The sequence below is a fragment of the Angustibacter sp. McL0619 genome (assembly GCF_049994355.1).
In the GTDB taxonomy this organism is placed as follows: domain Bacteria; phylum Actinomycetota; class Actinomycetes; order Actinomycetales; family Angustibacteraceae; genus Angustibacter.
In genome coordinates this window covers 2,524,116-2,541,135 of sequence record NZ_CP188257.1, presented here as the reverse complement: position 1 = coordinate 2,541,135, position 17,020 = coordinate 2,524,116, and the positions used below count along the sequence as shown (strand labels likewise).

18 protein-coding genes, 1 tRNA gene, 1 pseudogene and 1 riboswitch are annotated in these 17,020 nt (G+C 69.4%); of the genes and pseudogenes, 11 read left to right on the top strand and 9 right to left on the bottom strand.

Features of this window, described 5'->3' with window-relative positions; genetic code table 11:
• Window positions 1–17 precede the first annotated feature (17 nt).
• The gene (locus tag ACPPVT_RS11775) at window positions 18–1,034 is read right to left on the bottom strand and encodes a terpene synthase family protein (RefSeq protein ID WP_426560426.1); all 1,017 of its coding nucleotides are present in this window, start codon (window positions 1,032–1,034) and stop codon (window positions 18–20) included.
• A gap of 365 nt (window positions 1,035–1,399) precedes the next feature.
• On the opposite strand from ACPPVT_RS11775, the gene ACPPVT_RS11770 reads away from it, so the two are divergent.
• Window positions 1,400–2,629 (top strand): IS481 family transposase, encoded by a 1,230-nt coding sequence (locus ACPPVT_RS11770; RefSeq protein ID WP_426560424.1) that lies wholly within the window; start codon window positions 1,400–1,402, stop codon window positions 2,627–2,629.
• A 61-nt stretch (window positions 2,630–2,690) separates the two neighbouring features.
• Here ACPPVT_RS11770 and ACPPVT_RS11765 read toward each other — a convergent pair.
• Window positions 2,691–2,764 (bottom strand) — tRNA-Pro (locus tag ACPPVT_RS11765).
• A gap of 122 nt (window positions 2,765–2,886) precedes the next feature.
• On the opposite strand from ACPPVT_RS11765, the gene ACPPVT_RS11760 reads away from it, so the two are divergent.
• The 10 genes from ACPPVT_RS11760 (at window position 2,887) to gcvP (ending at window position 12,004) form a co-directional block, all read left to right on the top strand.
• Complete coding sequence (locus ACPPVT_RS11760) at window positions 2,887–3,507, top strand: CDP-alcohol phosphatidyltransferase family protein (RefSeq protein WP_426560422.1); 621 nt, start codon at window positions 2,887–2,889, stop codon at window positions 3,505–3,507.
• The gene (locus tag ACPPVT_RS11755) at window positions 3,504–4,484 is read left to right on the top strand and encodes a DUF881 domain-containing protein (protein ID WP_426560420.1); all 981 of its coding nucleotides are present in this window, start codon (window positions 3,504–3,506) and stop codon (window positions 4,482–4,484) included. Before ACPPVT_RS11760 ends, ACPPVT_RS11755 begins: the two co-directional genes overlap by 4 nt.
• Window positions 4,481–4,813 (top strand): small basic family protein, encoded by a 333-nt coding sequence (locus tag ACPPVT_RS11750; protein WP_426560419.1) that lies wholly within the window; start codon window positions 4,481–4,483, stop codon window positions 4,811–4,813. Before ACPPVT_RS11755 ends, ACPPVT_RS11750 begins: the two co-directional genes overlap by 4 nt.
• On the top strand, window positions 4,810–5,637 hold the full coding sequence (locus ACPPVT_RS11745) for a DUF881 domain-containing protein (protein WP_426560417.1): 828 nt from the start codon (window positions 4,810–4,812) through the stop codon (window positions 5,635–5,637). Before ACPPVT_RS11750 ends, ACPPVT_RS11745 begins: the two co-directional genes overlap by 4 nt.
• A 33-nt stretch (window positions 5,638–5,670) precedes the next feature.
• On the top strand, window positions 5,671–6,060 hold the full coding sequence (gene gcvH, locus ACPPVT_RS11740; RefSeq protein WP_426560415.1) for a glycine cleavage system protein GcvH: 390 nt from the start codon (window positions 5,671–5,673) through the stop codon (window positions 6,058–6,060).
• A gap of 151 nt (window positions 6,061–6,211) precedes the next feature.
• Window positions 6,212–6,691, top strand: coding sequence for an FHA domain-containing protein (locus tag ACPPVT_RS11735; RefSeq protein WP_426560413.1), 480 nt, complete (start codon window positions 6,212–6,214; stop codon window positions 6,689–6,691).
• Entirely contained in the window at window positions 6,688–7,431 is a 744-nt protein-coding gene (locus tag ACPPVT_RS11730) for a MerR family transcriptional regulator (RefSeq protein WP_426560411.1), read from the top strand. The genes ACPPVT_RS11735 and ACPPVT_RS11730 overlap by 4 nt, the downstream gene beginning before the upstream one ends.
• Before the next feature lie 82 nt (window positions 7,432–7,513).
• Window positions 7,514–8,011 carry a bifunctional nuclease family protein gene (locus ACPPVT_RS11725; protein ID WP_426567137.1) on the top strand — a complete coding sequence of 166 codons (498 nt, stop codon included), beginning with the start codon at window positions 7,514–7,516 and terminating at the stop codon, window positions 8,009–8,011.
• Window positions 8,012–8,229: 218 nt separating this feature from the next.
• On the top strand, window positions 8,230–8,820 hold the full coding sequence (locus ACPPVT_RS11720) for a MerR family transcriptional regulator (protein ID WP_426560409.1): 591 nt from the start codon (window positions 8,230–8,232) through the stop codon (window positions 8,818–8,820).
• Between the two features lie 109 nt (window positions 8,821–8,929).
• Window positions 8,930–9,026: riboswitch (glycine riboswitch) on the top strand.
• A gap of 89 nt (window positions 9,027–9,115) precedes the next feature.
• Window positions 9,116–12,004, top strand: coding sequence for an aminomethyl-transferring glycine dehydrogenase (gcvP, locus tag ACPPVT_RS11715; protein WP_426560407.1), 2,889 nt, complete (start codon window positions 9,116–9,118; stop codon window positions 12,002–12,004).
• Window positions 12,005–12,108: 104 nt separating this feature from the next.
• On the opposite strand, the pseudogene ACPPVT_RS11710 reads toward gcvP, so the two are convergent.
• The 7 genes and pseudogenes from ACPPVT_RS11710 to ACPPVT_RS11680 all read right to left on the bottom strand — a co-directional run.
• Window positions 12,109–12,416 (bottom strand): annotated as a pseudogene (locus tag ACPPVT_RS11710) (snapalysin family zinc-dependent metalloprotease); the annotation flags it as partial.
• A 515-nt stretch (window positions 12,417–12,931) separates the two neighbouring features.
• Window positions 12,932–13,516 (bottom strand): hypothetical protein, encoded by a 585-nt coding sequence (locus ACPPVT_RS11705; RefSeq protein WP_426560405.1) that lies wholly within the window; start codon window positions 13,514–13,516, stop codon window positions 12,932–12,934.
• Window positions 13,513–14,475 (bottom strand): ImmA/IrrE family metallo-endopeptidase, encoded by a 963-nt coding sequence (locus ACPPVT_RS11700; protein ID WP_426560403.1) that lies wholly within the window; start codon window positions 14,473–14,475, stop codon window positions 13,513–13,515. Before ACPPVT_RS11700 ends, ACPPVT_RS11705 begins: the two co-directional genes overlap by 4 nt.
• Window positions 14,472–14,861 carry a helix-turn-helix domain-containing protein gene (locus ACPPVT_RS11695; RefSeq protein WP_426560401.1) on the bottom strand — a complete coding sequence of 130 codons (390 nt, stop codon included), beginning with the start codon at window positions 14,859–14,861 and terminating at the stop codon, window positions 14,472–14,474. The genes ACPPVT_RS11700 and ACPPVT_RS11695 overlap by 4 nt, the downstream gene beginning before the upstream one ends.
• Window positions 14,862–15,042: 181 nt before the next feature.
• On the bottom strand, window positions 15,043–15,624 hold the full coding sequence (locus tag ACPPVT_RS11690; RefSeq protein ID WP_426560399.1) for a hypothetical protein: 582 nt from the start codon (window positions 15,622–15,624) through the stop codon (window positions 15,043–15,045).
• A complete protein-coding gene (locus ACPPVT_RS11685) occupies window positions 15,560–16,162 on the bottom strand; it encodes a hypothetical protein (RefSeq protein ID WP_426560397.1) in 603 nt (200 codons plus the stop codon). The genes ACPPVT_RS11690 and ACPPVT_RS11685 overlap by 65 nt, the downstream gene beginning before the upstream one ends.
• 567 nt (window positions 16,163–16,729) lie before the next feature.
• Window positions 16,730–17,014, bottom strand: a complete 285-nt coding sequence (locus ACPPVT_RS11680; RefSeq protein ID WP_426560395.1) for a snapalysin family zinc-dependent metalloprotease — start codon at window positions 17,012–17,014, stop codon at window positions 16,730–16,732.
• Window positions 17,015–17,020 lie beyond the last annotated feature (6 nt).

Below are 17,020 nucleotides of genomic sequence, written 5' to 3'. Positions count from 1 at the left end.
TCGGGCCGATGGCGGCATCACTGACCGAGAAGCGGTTCAAGGTAAGCGTCAGACGTCTTGACCGCGTCGTTGTCGACGTCCAGATACCGGACGGTTTCAAGAGCCCAGTCCGCAAACCCGCGCATCCAGTCCTTGAGGCCCTTGACATACTGTGCCGTCGCATCACGGGTTTGCGTGTCTGCGCCCAGGTCGGTCAACAGTTGCGGCAAGCTCTCTGCGTGGCGCTCGAAGTCGGCGATCCTTGTTCGTATTGAGACCACAGCCTCTGCGACGGCGGCCTCTGGGGTGAGGCCTTTCGCGTGCTCAAGTACCAGCACGAGATTGTGCACGTCGCCGTGAGCACGCTCCTTGCTCACCCCCAGCACATCGTCGGTCCAGCAGATGACATCCCCGGCTGATTGACGTAGTTCGGTGAAGGCAGGCGTGTCATACACCGATGCCGGCACGACGATGTCGGCTACAAATTCGACGAAATCGATTGATGGAAAGACGGCGCCCGCTTCCCGGCGAGCTGGGACGAACTCATCGACATCCGGAATATGGCAATCGGCGCGGTTTCGGGCTTCCCATTCACACCCGCGGAAATAGTCGATGACATGCTGGATCAACCTCTCCCGCCACAGCACCGGCATCGCGGTTCCGACTCGCAGCCAGAGGTCGGCTAACGCTGCGGCCAGCGGCGTTGGCGCTACCTGGCCGATCGGCTCGGACGCGCTCAGCACCCTGGTCAAATGCATCAGGTGATCCTGCACGGCCTCCGGATTCCGCCCTACCGGACCCTCATCGAGCTGGTCGTCGAGCAGAAATAGCCAGCTCAGGAAGTCCGTCGCCGTCTCAAGCCGGGACTCGCTGACGGCGCTGGCGTACACCCGGGTCGCGAGATCTCCGACCCGGGTCGTGTCGAAGCGCCTCTTGGCCTGCGCGGAGCTGACCAGGCCACGTTGTCGAACCCAGTGCCGAGTGTGCCCGTTCGCATCGACCGCCAAGCAACTGCGGGCGGACTCCAAGGTGTCAAGTCCGGTCAATGCCATCATCGCTGCTGTGTCACCGGATCCTCGACACGCGCTCATGTTCGTCCACACCTCTGTCGTCGGGTCAAGTCCGCTGAGGTGATGTATGACGGCTGATCCTTCGACGGGGTTCAAGCGCTGAGGGTCTGGAGCTCGGCACGCCGGCAAACTCCACCACATCGGTAGCGGGCGAACCCACGCCCGAACTCCGCACATGACAAAGGCCCGAACCCACGATTCGTAGGTTCGGGCCTTGCCGATCTCTTAAGAGATCACAACGTCGGGACGACAGTGTGCTGGGTCAGGACATCGGCGACAGATGTCTCAAGACATAGGCGACACCTGTCTCGGGTCATCGGCGACAGCCTCTCGGGGCTCGATGCTCGTTCATGCCGCAGCCCAGCTCGAAGGCCCGCCTGGTCATCACGGCCCTCTTCGTCGACCACCAGACACCCGCCGAGGTCGCCGCCCGCTACGGCGTGCACCGCGCCTGGGTCTACAAGCTCAAGGCCCGCTTCGAGGCCGAGGGCGAGACGGCGCTGGAGCCCCGCTCCCGCCGCCCCAGGACCTCCCCGGCCGCCCTATCGGCCGTGGTGGTCGACCTCATCGTGCGCGTCCGTAAGGAACTGACCGACGCGGGACTGGACGCCGGGCCGGAGACCATCGCCTGGCATCTCCAGCACCACCACGGACACCAGGTCTCGCGATCGACCATCAGCCGTCACCTCACCGCGGCCGGGCTGGTCACCCCCGAACCCAAGAAGCGGCCGAAGTCGTCCTACGTCCGGTTCCAGGCATCCATGCCGAACGAGACCTGGCAGTCCGACTTCACCCACTACCGGCTCACCCGCCCCGACGGGCGGCCGGGCGTCGACGTGGAAATCATCAGCTGGCTCGACGACTGCACCCGCTACGCCCTGCACGTGTCTGCACATCCGCGGATCACCACCCCGATCGTGGTCACGACCTTCCGCGGAGCCCTTGCCCGGCACGGGATTCCCGCCTCCACGCTCACCGACAACGGGATGGTCTACACCGTCAGACTGGCCGGCCACGGTCGCCGGGGAGGCAAGAACTCCTTCGAGGCCGAGCTATCCCGCCGCCACATCGTGCAGAAGAACTCCCGACCGGGTCACCCCACCACCTGTGGGAAGGCGGAGCGGTTCCAGCAGACGATGAAGAAGTGGCTGCGTGCCCAGCCGGTTCAGCCGAGCACGATCGTCGAGCTCCAGGCACACTTGGACCTCTTCGTCGACGAGTACAACCACCGGCGACCGCACCGCTCGCTGCCCCATCGGGCGACGCCAGCGACGCTCTACGACTCGATGCCCAAGGCACTGCCGGGCCCGGCCACCGACCCCGAGACCCACGAACGGATCCGCCACGACCGCGTCGACAAAGCCGGCTCGGTGACGCTGCGGCACAACAGCCGCCTGCACCACCTCGGCATCGGCCGAACCCACGCCGGAACCTACGTCATCCTGCTCGTCCAGGACCTCCAGATCAGGGTCGTCAACGCCGCCACCGGAGAACTGCTTCGCGAGCTGATCCTCGACCCCAACCGCGACTACCAGCCCACCGAAACACCCAAAGGCCCTGCCCGACGACCCCCGAAATGAACGACACCCGGACCTGCATTCGCAGGTCCGGGTGTCGCCGATGTCCTGAGACATCACAACGTCGGGACGACAGGATTTGAACCTGCGACCCCTTGACCCCCAGTCAAGTGCGCTACCAAGCTGCGCCACGTCCCGGATCATCCGCCAAGCGGACGACGCACATGTTATCGCAACGGCGCGCTCGTCCAGACCGCCGCCCACTGCCATCGGCCGGGACGTTGGCACGAAACGGCCGCCGAACCAACTACCCTCAATGCGTGACATCGGAAGGGACCCAGGCGCACCGCGCGGCGCAGGACGAGACGGCCAGTGACCGCATCCTGACCGTACCCAACGTGCTGTCCACGCTGCGGCTGGTGGGTGTCCCGGTGTTCCTCTGGCTGATCCTGTCGGAGCACGACGGCTGGGCGCTCGTGGTGCTGATGCTGTCCGGTGTCACCGACTACCTGGACGGCAAGATCGCCAGGAGGTACGGGCTGGTCTCCAAGGTCGGTGCACTGCTCGACCCGATCGCCGACCGGCTCTACATCCTGACCACGCTGCTCGGCCTGGCCTGGCGCGAGATCATTCCGTGGTGGCTGGTCGCCCTCCTGCTCGGCCGCGAGCTCTTCATGGCCGTCGTCCTGCTGTGGGCGCGCAGCCGCGGCCACCTGACCCTGCCAGTGCACTTCGTCGGCAAGGCGGCCACGTTCAACCTGCTCTACGCCTTCCCGTTGCTGCTGCTCGGCGACGGCGACTCCGGTTTCGCCGAGGTGGCGCGGGCAGTCGGTTGGGGCTTCGCATGGTGGGGGACCGCTCTGTACTGGGTCGCCGGCGTGCTCTACGCCGTGCAGGCCGCCCGGCTGCCACGAATGCCGGCCCCCGAGGTCGCGTCGTGAGCGAATCCGGACCGGTGGCCACCGAGGTCGCCGCGCCGCGCCGCAAGGACGCCTCGATGTCCCTGCTGGTCGACGTCATGACGCGCACGGTCGACCCGAGCTATGCCGAAGCCGCCCGTCAACGTGCCGAGCGCGGCGACGACAGTGGCCGTGGCACTCGCGGGCGGACGGCGCTCGCGGTGGTCGCGATGGTCGCCCTCGGCGTGCTGCTGAGCACCGCGTGGCTGCAGGCCCGCGGCACCCGGCCGGCCGGGGTCCTGGCCCGGGAGCAGCTGGCTGCCGAGATCGCGCGCCAGGACGCCTCGGCCGGCGCGCTGCAGCGCAGCAACGCCAAGCTGCTGGGCCAGATCGAGGCGGAGCGGCGCCGCCAGCTCGAGCTCGGCGCGGCGAGCTCGCTCGCCGACCAGGTTGCCGACCTCGCGATGGTCACCGGAGCCTCAGCCGTGCGCGGCCCGGGTGTCACGGTCACGCTGGACGACGCCTCGAGCGCCAACAGTGCCGGCGGGGACGGCGACCCGCGCTCGCAGCAGTCGTCGGACGACGGGCGGGTGCTGGACCAAGACCTTCAGCTCGTGGTCAACGGACTGTGGGACGCGGGGGCCGAGGCGATCGCGATCAACGGGCAGCGGCTGACCGCACTGTCAGCGATCCGGTCGGCCGGGGAGGCCATCCTGGTGGACTACCGCCCACTGTCGCCGCCGTACACGATCTCTGCCATCGGCAGCCCCGATACCCTGCAGACTCGCTTCAGCGACGGACCCGGGGGACGCGACGTGCAGTACCTCAAGGACAACTTCGGCGTGCAGGCGTCGATCGCCGCGAGCAAGAACCTGCTGCTTCCCGCCAGCGCGGGGCTGGACACACGCCGTGCGAAGGCGCTGTCGCCGTCCCCGAAGGTCTCGACCTCGCCGACCAGCACCTCACCGACCTCGGGGAAGAGCCGCGCCACCCCCACTCGACCGCAGGAGACCCCGTGATCCCGGCTATCGGACTCCTCGTCGGCGTCACCCTCGGTGTCCTGCTGCAACCCACGGTCCCGATCTGGATGCAGCCGTACCTGCCGATCGCCGTGGTCGCCGCCCTCGACGCCGTGTTCGGTGGCCTGCGGGCGCTGCTGGACGGCATCTTCGACGACAAGGTGTTCGTCGTCTCGTTCCTGTCCAACGTGTTCGTGGCGGCGTTCATCGTCTACCTCGGTGACCAGCTCGGCGTGGGCTCGCAACTGTCCACCGGCGTCGTCGTCGTCCTCGGCATCCGGATCTTCTCCAACGTGGCCGCGATCCGGCGGCACCTGTTCCGCGCATGACCGCCGACAAGTCCCGCCCCGACGTCGACGAGCCGGTCGACGAGCAGCCGGCCGCGCACAAGCCCGCGTCCCACCTGGCGACGTCCGATGGGCCGACGCCTGACCGGTGGCGCCGTCTGCGGTCCTCACTGCACCCGCGCACGACCCGCGGCCAGGCACTGGCCGCGATCCTGGTCGCAGCCCTGGGCTTCGCCCTGGTCGCCCAGATCAGCCAACGCGACGACCAGCGGCTGACCGGGCTGCGGCAGAGCGAGCTCGTGCAGATCCTCGACAACATCGGCGACCGCCGCGACCGGCTCGCCGACGAGCAGTCCGACCTCGAGGCGGAGCAGCGCCAGCTCAGCTCCGGAGCCAATGGCGCCCAGGCCGCCATCGACGCCGCACAGCAGCGTCTGGACACGTTGGGGATCCTGGCCGGCACCGTGGGCGCCGAGGGAACGGGTGTCGAGGTGTTCGTCAGCGACCCCCAGGGCCAGGTCCGGGCGGCCCAGGTGCTCGACCTCGTCGAGGAGCTGCGGGACGCGGGCGCGGAGGCCATCCAGGTCGGGGACGCCAGGGTCGTCGCCTCCACGGCCTTCACCGACGTGGACGGTGGGATCGCGGTCGGCGGCGTCAAGCAGAAGGCTCCCTACACAGTCCTGGCCATCGGCGACAGCCAGACGATGTCCACGGCCCTCGAGATCCCTGGTGGCGTCATCGCCAGCCTGCCGAAGCAGGCGAAGGGCACGGTGGCCGAGAAGGACAACGTGCGGATCACCGTGTTGCTCCCGGCTCCGGAGCGTCGTTACGCTCAGCCCGCCGAGACCGCCAACCCCAGCAAGTGACCCGTCCACCGCACCCGTGATCGTGAGGAACCCATGAGCGGCAACGACTTCCCGGATGACCTGCTGTACACCGCCGAGCACGAGTGGGTGCGCCGTGGTGCCGACGGCACCATCCGGGTGGGGATCACCTCGTTCGCTCAGGAGGCACTCGGGGACGTCGTGTTCGTGACGCTGCCGGAGGTCGGCGCCGAGGTCGCGTCCGGGCAGGCGTGCGGCGAGGTCGAGTCGACGAAGAGCGTCAGCGACATCTACCCGCCGGTCGCCGGCACGGTCACGGGCCGCAACGACGCCCTCGACGCGGCGCCCGAGCTGGTCAACTCGGACCCTTACGGCGAGGGGTGGATGTTCGAGCTCAGCGTCGCCGACGACAGCGCGCTGGGCTCGCTGCTGAACGCCGAGGCGTACCGGGCGCAGCTCGGCTGAGCGCCTCGCACCCGGACGTTCAGCCGCCCGGGTGTGATCCGACAACCTGACCCTGCGGTGGAGGGTTGGACTGTGGCAGGCTGGTCCCTTGTCGGCTCCCGTCGCAGCGGCGATGGCGGGAGCCCCGTCGTTCATCCGAGGGAGACGCGCCATGACGGACGAGCAGGAGCGGCCAGACCAGGCACCGGCCTCGGTCGGCCAAGGCGGGGACGACCCCTCGGCGACCACCATGCACCTGTCCGCCATCGGCGCGACCGAGGTCAACGAGCCGCAGTCCACGGATGACGGACCGGTCGCGATCGACCCGGGCACGCTCGCCGCGCTCCGGGCCGGGACCGCGCTGCTGCGGGTCGACCGCGGGCCGAATGCAGGCGCCCGGTTCCTGCTGGACGGCGACTCCACCACCGTCGGACGGCACCCCTCCAGCGACATCTTCCTGGACGACGTGACCGTCTCACGCCGGCACGCGGAGTTCCTGCGCGAGGGGGCGACGTTCTCCGTCCGTGACGTGGGCAGCTTGAACGGCACCTACGTCAACGGTCAGCGGATCGACTCCTCGCCCCTGGCAACCGGGGACGAGGTGCAGGTGGGCAAGTTCCGGCTGATCGTGATGCTGGGTGAGGGAGTGTGAGCCCTGCGGTCAGCCGCCGCGACACGGCCATGAGCATCGGCGAGGTCATCGCCCTGCTCAGCCCGGACTTCCCTGACGTCAGCGTCTCCAAGATCCGGTTGTGGGAGAGCGAGGGCCTGGTCGAGCCGGCCCGCACGCCGTCCGGCTACCGCAAGTTCAGCCACCAGGACGTAGAACGCCTGCGGTACGCCATGACGTTGCAACGGGACCGGTTCTGGCCGCTGCGCAAGATCCGGGACCACCTGGACGCCGTCTCCCGGGGCGCCGAGGAGCTGGTCAACGGCACCAGCGGGCTGCGTGCCGCCCCCGAGCCGGCGGACGATGACAGCGCCGCAGCCAGCCGGGTCGACGCGCTGCGCGGCGGCGGTCCGGTCCGGCTGTCCGCCGCAGAGCTGTGCGCCCGGGCCAGGATCGACCCGGACGAGCTGGACGCGCTGGTCGGCTTCGGTCTGCTCCTGCCGACCGGCTCGGGCTGGTACGACGCGAACGCGCTCGCCATTGCGACTGCTGCAGCCGAGCTCGCCGGGTTCGGCATCGAGGCGCGGCACCTGCGCGCGTTCCGGACCGCGGCCGATCGCGAGGTCGGGTTGGTTGAGCAGGTCGTGAGCCCGCTGCGCAGCGGCCGCTCGGCGACGTCCAGGGCACGTGCCGACGACACGGCGCAGGAGATCACCGCCGTGGCGCTACGGCTGCACGCGGCGCTGGTCCGCGCCGGTCTGGTGCGGGCGGGCCTGGCCTGAAACTCAGGCCTGAGCTTCAGACCTGATGATCGGCCCGAAGATCCTGCGCGCCACCGGATCGGGCCCGGGGTACGGTGAGCAGGTGCGAGAGCTCGAGGTCGTCGGAGTCCGGGTGGAGCTGCCCAACAACCAGCCCATCGTGCTGCTGCGAGAGAGCGGAGGGGACCTCTACCTGCCGATCTGGATCGGCGCTGCGGAGGCCACCGCGATCGCGTACGCCCAGCAGGGCGTGGTCCCGCCACGTCCGCTGACCCACGACCTCTTCAAGGATGTGCTGGAGGCGCTGGGCCGCCAGCTCGAGGAGGTGCGCATCGTCGCGGTACGGGATGGCGTCTTCTACGCCTCGCTGGTGTTCGACGGCGGGGTCGAGGTCAGCTCGCGGTCGTCGGACGCGATCGCGCTCGCGCTGCGCACCGGCACCCGAATCGTCGGTGCGGACGAGGTGCTCGACGACGAGGGCGTCCCGGTGCCCGACGAGCAGGAGGACGAGGTCGAGAAGTTCCGTGAGTTCCTCGACCAGATCTCGGCGGACGACTTCGAGGGTGGTCCGGAGAGCCCGACGGAGTCCGAGCAGCCCTGAACGGACCAGACGTAACCCTCGACCTCAGGTTGATGGTTACGCCGACCATGATCACGACACGCCGGTGAGCGTGAACCTCTACCTGTCGTTGACGCCGAGCAGTGGGCCACCTAACGTCAGAGGTCGAACGCCCCGTTTGTAGTTCCATCGCTGTCGTCCCGCTCGCGGGTCGCTGGTGGACCTGCTTCCCCCTCGGGGCATCGATCGAGGAGGTCCACGTGAACGGCTCTGGCGACGCCACGCACCAGCCGGCCCGTCGGGTGCCTGAGCAGGCCCAGGGCCTGCTGTTCACGGACGACCTGCCCCAGTTGGCTCCGGACGCGGGCTACCGCGGACCCACCGCCTGCGGCGCGGCCGGCATCACCTACCGCCAGCTGGACTACTGGGCGCGGACCGGACTGGTCGAGCCGTCCGTGCGCGGGGCCAGTGGATCCGGCAGCCAGCGGCTGTACAGCTTCCGCGACATCCTGGTGCTCAAGATCGTCAAGCGCCTGCTGGACACCGGGGTCTCCCTGCAGCAGATCCGCACGGCGGTCGAGCACCTGCGCGACAGCGGCGTGGACGACCTGGCCCAGATCACCTTGATGAGCGACGGCGCGAGCGTGTATGAGTGCACCTCCGCAGACGAGGTCATCGACCTCGTGCAGGGCGGCCAGGGAGTCTTCGGGATCGCGGTCGGCCGGGTCTGGCGCGAGGTCGAGGGCGACCTGGCTCACCTGCCCAGCGAGCGTCCGGACGAGACCGGTGCGGTTATCGCCGAGCACCCGTCGGACGAGCTGTCCGCGCGTCGTCGGCACCGGGCCGGCTGACCGAGCCCGCTGCACCCTGCCGCTGCACCCTGCCGCTGCACCCGACGCGCCGATCGAAACCTCCGGCGGCTCTGGCGCCCGCAGTTGTCGTATATCCTGTGAGGGCTTTCGACCCTGCGTGGGAGAGTCCCCGGTGATCGCGACCGGGGCGCCGAAGGGGCAATTCTCCCCGGAACCTCTCAGGCGACCAGGACCACGCGGACGAGGCAGCTCTGGAGCGCCCAAAGCGTGACAGAGGGGGAGGTCCCGCGTCATCCCCGGTGCACGTGCGCCGGCCCACGTCAGGAGCCTCCAGATGGCCAACGAGCCACTCGCTGCAGCACCCTTCGTCGACCGTCACGTCGGACCCTCGTCCGACGACGAGGCGACCATGCTCGCCGTGCTAGGCATCGCGGACACCGAGACGCTGGTGGAGCGAGCCGTCCCGGAGTCCATCCGGCTGGGTGAGGCGCTCGGTCTGGACCGCGGGCTCAGCGAGCCCGAGGTGATCGCCGAGCTACGAGCACTGGCCGGCCGCAACCGCGTGCTGAGCTCGATGATCGGCCAGGGGTACTACGGCACCCACGTCCCCGCGGTGGTCAAGCGAAACGTGCTGGAGAACCCCGCCTGGTACACGGCGTACACGCCCTACCAGCCCGAGATCTCGCAGGGCCGGCTGGAGGCGCTGCTCAACTTCCAGACCACCGTCTGCGACCTGACCGGCCTGGCGACCGCGAACTCTTCGTTGCTCGACGAGGCCACCGCCGCGGCTGAGGCCATGACCCTGATGCGTCGTTCCAGCCGGCTGCCGCAGGACGCGGTGCTGGTGGTCGACGCCGACCTGTTCGTGCAGACCCGTGCAGTCATCGAGACCCGCGCTGAGCCGCTGGGCATCGAGGTCGTCACCGCGCAGCTGTCCGGCGGGGCCGACGACGTGGCCGCCGAGCTGGACCGCGTGCTCGGCGATCGCTCCACCTTCGGTGTCGTCGTCCAGTACCCGGCGGCGAGCGGGCGTCTGGTCGACGTCAGCTCTGTCGCGGAGGCCGTGCACGGTCGCGGTGGGCTGCTCACAGTGGCCGCCGACCTGCTCGCGCTGACGCTGCTCCGCTCACCGGGGGAGCAGGGCGCCGACGTCGCAGTGGGCACCAGCCAGCGCTTCGGCGTCCCGATGGGCTTCGGCGGTCCGCACGCCGGCTACATGGCGGTCCGCGCCGGCCTCGAGCGCGGGCTGCCCGGCCGGCTCGTCGGCGTCTCGGTGGACGCTGACGGCGACCCGGCGTACCGGCTCGCCCTGCAGACCCGCGAACAGCACATCCGCCGCGAGAAGGCGACCAGCAACATCTGCACCGCGCAGGTCCTGCTGGCCGTGATGGCCTCCATGTACGCCGTCTACCACGGCCCGGAGGGCCTGACCGCGATCGCGCGCGGCGTGCACCGCCGAGCGGTCGCCCTGGCTCGCGCACTCGACCAGCTGGACGAGGTCCAGGTCGTGCACGAGCAGTTCTTCGACACGGTCCTGGCCCGGGTGCCGGGTCGAGCACGCGACGTGGTGCGGGCGGCGGCCGACTCCGGCGTCAACCTCTGGCTCGTGGACGACGACCACGTCAGCGCCAGCTGCGACGAGACCACGACGGACGCCCAGCTGGGTGCCGTCGTCGCCGCGTTCGGCGGCTCGAGCATGCCCGTGCAGCCTGCCGAGGCGGACGACGTCCCCGCCGTCCTGGTCCGGACGTCGCAGTTCCTCACCCACCCGGTGTTCCACCGCCACCGCAGCGAGACCGCGATGATGCGCTACCTGCGCAGTCTGGCCGACCAGGACTACGCGCTCGACCGCGGCATGATCCCGCTCGGCTCGTGCACCATGAAGCTGAACGGCACCACCGAGATGGAGCCGATCACCTGGCCCGAGTTCGCGGACCTGCACCCGTTCGCGCCGGCCGACCAGGTCGCGGGCAGCGTGCAGCTGGTCCGGCAGCTCGAGGACTGGCTGGTCGAGGTGACCGGGTATGACGCGGTGTCCTTGCAGCCGAACGCCGGCTCGCAGGGTGAGCTCGCCGGACTGCTGGCCATCCGGGCCTACCACCGCGCCCAGGGCCACGGCGAGCGCAAGGTCGTCCTGATCCCGGCGAGCGCGCACGGCACCAACGCGGCGAGCGCCGTGATGGCCGGGCTCAAGGTCGTCGTCGTGAAGACGGCTGTCGAGGGCGACATCGACCTGGACGACCTGCGGGCCCAGATCGCGGCGCACCGCGACGACCTGGCCGCGATCATGGTCACCTACCCCTCGACCCACGGCGTGTTCGAGGACACGATCACCGAGCTGTGCGCGCTGGTGCACGACGCCGGTGGCCAGGTGTACGTGGACGGCGCCAACCTGAACGCGCTGGTCGGGCTGGCCAAGCCGGGCCGGTTCGGTGCGGACGTCTCGCACCTGAACCTGCACAAGACGTTCTGCATCCCGCACGGCGGAGGTGGCCCGGGTGTCGGCCCCGTCGCCGTCCGCTCGCACCTGGCCCCGCACCTGCCCAACCACCCGCTCGTCGCGGACGCAGGTCCGGTGGGCGGCATCGGCCCGGTCTCGGCGGCGCCGTACGGCTCGGCCGCGATCCTGCCCATCTCGTGGGCGTACATCCGGCTGATGGGCGGTGAGGGCCTGGCCCACGCGACCCGGGTCGCGGTGCTCTCGGCCAACTACGTTGCCGCCCGGCTGCGCGAGCATTACCCGGTGCTGTTCAGCGGGCACGGCGGGCTGGTCGCGCACGAGTGCATCCTCGACCTGCGCGAGATCACCCGGACGACGGGCGTCAGCGTGGACGATGTCGCCAAGCGGCTTGTCGACTACGGCTTCCACGCCCCGACGATGTCGTTCCCGGTGGCCGGCACGCTCATGGTCGAGCCCACCGAGAGTGAGGACCTGGCCGAGCTGGACCGCTTCTGCGACGCCATGATCGCCATCCGGCAGGAGATCTCGCAGGTGGCCGAGGGGTTCTGGCCCGCCGACGACAACCCGCTGCGCGGGGCCCCGCACACCGCGGTGTCGATCGCCCGCAAATGGGACCACCCGTACACCCGCGAGGACGCGGCCTACCCCCACGGCGTCGACCCGCGCGGCAAGTACTGGGCTCCGGTCCGCCGCATCGACGGGGCGTACGGCGACCGCAACCTCGTCTGTTCCTGTCCGCCCCCAGAAGCCTTCGCCGACTGAGGTGGGGGACGCGTCAGCCGCGCAGGTCCTCCGGTGCGCTGCTCGCAGGGTCGCTCTGACACGCACCTGCGGACCTCCGGGTCCGACGCTCGGTCGGGTCAGGCCTATGGGGTGAAGGCGGCCTGGCTGAAGGCTGCTGCGAAGCCGTTGGCCCACAGGGCATCCACCTGGGACGACTCTGTGCCGTTCGGGTACGGGTTTGGTGCACGACGGACCGGCGCCGCCGCCTGACATCAGCTCGCTGCACGGTCCGCCGTAGTGGTCCGGCAGGCCGAGGTCGTGGCCGGTCTCGTGCGCGACGATGCGCAGCGGGTCGTACTGGGTCGCCTGGTCGTAGTCGATCAGGATGTACCCGTTCGCGTGGCCGTCACCGCTGTAGTAGGAGCCCCTGCGGGTCGCTGCCTTCGTAGTGCGTCAGGACCTCCTGTCGATGAGCCACCCCGCTAGGTGGCACGACGTCTTCCGGACCTGACCCATGCCCAGCGGCTGCGAGGTGCAGCCGCGCAGGACCTCCGCCCTCGCAGGGCACACGTCCCGTAACCCCATGGCAGGTTCCAGCTTGGCTCGATGACGGCATCGGACCCACGCGGAAGGTGCGGGTCTGAACGGGGTACATACAGCAGGGCCTGACCTGCAGCGATCCGCGCGAACTGGCACGCGTCCCGCTAAGCCAGGCGCCGTCCCGTTCAAGATCCACTCGCTGGCTGCCGGCTTCGCCCCATTGTCCCAAGCTGGACCGGGAGCCGTGAGGCGCCCCAAGCCGGAGCTGATGCTTTGCACATCGCGCCGATGCCCGTCGCAGAGTGCTGTGCACCCACGGCCCACCTAGGCCGGCGTGATGCCACGCCCCGAGTTGTCCGAGGGGACGCCGGTGCAGGCAACACCGACCCACGCCCGATGACGATCGGGGCCCGACGAGCGCACCCGTCACGCGGGAAGCGCTGCCAGCCCGTCGTCGAAGGCTCGCATGGCCGTGTAGACGCGCTGCCAGGTCTGCTTGTCCGTGATCCACGCGGGGTCGGCCTGGGAGAGCACCTGCCTGGTGCTCCAAACCCGCAGCACTCCTGTAGTGCCGTCTGCGACCAGCCAGTCGGCCTCGGTTCGGGCGCGTTTGCGGGCATCTCCGTCGTCAATGAGAACGAAGGCATCAGCGCCGGCCTGAGCGAGCACGGAGGCGTGAGCCAGCACCATGATCTCCCCGAGGCTCTTGCGGGTGCGTACGCGTACCTCGGCCGGAACCCCGCTGAGCCGCTCGATGGCCTCGCCGAACGCTCGGTCGGTGGTGTCGTCGACCAGCACTTCGAGGCGGCCGGTGCTCTTCAGGGTCTGCCAGGTCCGCTTGACGGCGGTCCGGTAGAAGCGGGCGTCCTTGGCCATGCCGGTGACCTCGTTGTCGACCCGTGCTGCTGTGGCAAGTTGCAGGCGATGGCTGGCCGCGGTCTGGATCAGGACGTTCTCCTGCCCGACGGCCAGGAAGTTCAACGCCGGGCCGGCATCAAGCAGGATGCTCACGAACCGGCGTCCGGCTCGGCGGCAGGGCTGCTGGGCGGGAACAGCGGCGCGTCGTCGTCCCAGCCGTCGTCGGGGGCTGGGACGTCGTCAGTGGGCGCCTCGGACGAGGTCCCATCCCTCCGTGTGGCAGCGGTAGCGATCGTCGTGCCCGCATAGTCGTCGATGCCGGCGTCGGCCAGCTGCTCGCGCAGCACGGACACGTCCTCTTCGTACCAGCGCGCCACCTCGGTCAGACCCAGGCTGTCACCCCGAATGGCCTCGACCGAGACCGCCAGCAACGTCTGCGGGCCCCGCGGTTGCTGGGCATCGCGCACCAGGCTCTGGTACTGGCTGAGCCAGCCGTAGCGGACGGCCAGCGTCTTGGCGCTGACCGACCTCCACACCTGGCACTCATGCTCACCGATCAGGCGGAGCATCTTCAGCTGCACAGCCGCGATGGCCGGCGACACCTCGAACTCCTGCACCAGCGCTGACAGGTCAGCCTCGGTGACGACCGAAGGCTCTTGGCCGCTGCTTCGCCGTTCGGCGAGCTCCAGTCGGGCGAGCAACCCGTCGAACGGGATCAGAAGATGGCGAGAGAACGCGTCGGCGCGGATCTCTTCCGGGGATCGCTCCCCAGGCACGAGGCCCACTCCGGTGAACAGATCCCCGGCGACCACGTGTCCGACCTCGTGTGCCACCGTGGACCGTAGCCGCATCGGGTGCGGCGTGGTGGCCACGGCGATCACTAGTGCGTCGTTTGTCGAGTTGATCATGCTCAGCCCGTGCTCATCTGGGCTGGTGTCCATGCTCATGACGTCGACACCCAGGGCGGTGTGAACCAGCTCGAAGACGTCCTTGATCGGGGCGTGCCCAAGGTCGAACTTGGCCCGGAACGCCCTCGCAAGCTCCGCCCCCGCGGCCTCGTTGCCGGTCAGTCGCGGCAGCGGCTGGGGATTCGGTTTGGCCGGGCTATTCACCCGACGGGCTGCGGGGTCAGTACGGCAGTCCGCGCAGGCCCCTGGGCAGGCAGCAAGCCAATGCCTCGCAGGTAGTCGTCCAGCTCGAGGTAGGCGTACAGCCGCTCGCGCATGGCCGCCATCGCCGAGGATGTGCCATCGGTGCGAGCGGCGAAGCGGGCCTGCTCGCGCACGCGGAGCACGCCAGTGATCGCGGCCACCCGCACACCCAGGCGATCGGCGAGAAGGATCAGTTCGTCGCCCTTGAGCGGGCGCGAGCCCTGCTCGATGCGCGAATAGGTCGGCTGGGACACCCCGATAGCCAGCGCCACGTCCTCCTGGGACACGCCAGCCGCCTCGCGGGCATGCTTCACCTGCGTAGCCAGTGCCTGCACATACTCGCTCATCTGAATAATCCTCCTTCGACTATTCAGTGTGCCAGCGTGGTCCTCTGTGCGCAAGCGACGCCACGCCGGTTAGGAGCAGCTTCACCAGTCGCGGGATCGACGAGGCTGGGGCCGGGTCGGACAGCAGCGCTGATCGCGGCACCGGCCCATGGCGGCCGTGCCCCGGGTGGCGGAACCGCGGCTACGGGCCGACAGGCAGCGACGTCAGCCTGCGGGAGCAGGTGGCGTAATGCTGATTGCGGGTCCAGCCGCACTGAGGGCACTGGTCCCCAAGTATCGCCGCCAAGCCGGTAGGTCCGTCGCGCCAGCCCATCAGGTTGCTCCCGGCTGTGGGACCGGCGTGATGGCCAGGCGCCCATGGCATGGCGTCACTTGGGGACAGTACGGCACCCGGAAGGCCGTTCCTGACCAGCAACGGACGCTCGGCCTCGTAGAACGCCTGCGCGTCGGCCTTCGACACCCAGATCCATGGGCGGTTGTAGCCGAGCTTGATCTTACGTGGCCACTCCAGCGTCACGACGTCGCCGGCCGAGCTGAGCTTGATCATGTCTGCCAGCGTTGGGTGCCTCGTCGGGTCGAGGCCCACCGGCTGGGCGTGGTAGCCGGTGCACTGCAAGGCGCGGTGCCAGCCCTCCGTGCGCTGACGGGTACAGCGCACGATCTCCAGGCGCTTGACGCCCTGGGAGATCAGCAGATCGTCAGCCGTGGCGATCTCCAGCGGCTGTAGCGCCTTCGTCGTGCACGCTGGTGCCCGGTCGATCACCGCCGTAAACCCGGGGGGTGCCAGCCATGGTCAGCCAGGACGGCGCGAGCCCATCCGCCGCGGCCGTCGTGATCCTTCGCCGCAACTTGTCGGGCTTCAGCCCCGACAGCTGCACCTCCCAGCCCACACGAACCGCACCACCGCTGACGACGACATCGGTGCGACGGGTGCGGCGCGAGTTCCCGGACTCCTGCTCAGCGACAAGCCCCTGCCGCTGCGAGAGCTGGGTGATCTTGTCCTTGAGCGTGCGGTGCTCGACGCTCTCGCCCAAGCCGGCGGCCTCGACGTCCTCGCGCGAGTACTCGACGACCTCCCGGCGGCCGTGCCGCTCACGCAGGTACAGGTACCGGCGCGGCGAGTCCGGGGCGCAGGCCTCACAAGCGAGGACACCTACACGGCACTTGTTGTGCAGCTCGGTCCACAGCCCGGGGTGGTCGGGATGACCCAGATCGGCGCGTGTGAGATCCAAGCGCAGCCGGGACTCAACGACGACGGGCGCCTTCTCGTGGTCGTCGTGGTCCCTCGCACGCTCCAGCATGTGGCCAGGCTACGGGCGCCCACCGACAGTCCCGGGGCATTGCCGGTTCATCCGTTCGGCCTTGACGGCGCGGCGACTCAGTTGTCAACGGCTTGGCCTGGCGCACGCTCGCGTCCATGGCAGGCCCCTCGACGCCGCCGGCGGACGGCAGCAGCCATCGGCGTTGGCCTCCCCGTGTTCGACGCGGTCGCGTCGGCAGGCTCGCGGTTCTGGTCTGCGCGCTCGCAGCCATCCTGTCCATCAGCGCGTGCGAAACCGTCGTCTTCAGCGGGCGGACCGGGATGTCAGTCGACGCAGATGGCCATCCCGTGGCGGTCGTGCAACTGTGCGAGGGCTTCGTCGATGGCCTGACGGTCTACGTCGACGAGGGGACCCGAACCATCGCAGACCTGCGGTCCACGACTCCGATCAAGGATTGCGGCCGGGTGAGCCTGGCCGAGCCGTTGAGCCGTCTCATCCGGGCATCGAGTACATCTCGTACGGCGGGTCGCACACGAACCAGTGGGCCTCCGTGCACGTCAGCTTCACCATCAAGCAGCTCAGCCAGCTGCGACCCGGGCAGGTCCTCTACCAGCGGTATGACGAGAAGGCAGACGACGACCGGGACGTGATCGTTCCAAAGGCCCAGTTCGCCGGCGACCCGGGCTGCAGCCGGACGTTGGTCGCGCTCGAGTTCCAGATCGAGGCGGCCTGGGAGATCTCCGAGGCAAAGGACGGCGCGTTCGAGGCGTCGTAGGTGTTTAGCCCTGCGCCGTGGTGAATTGCGCGACGACGCCGATCGCGGCAGTGAGGACCCTTGCGTGAGCCGAGGTGCGGACGGTCATAGATGTTCGTCTGGGAGGTGCGGCCCACCAGGGC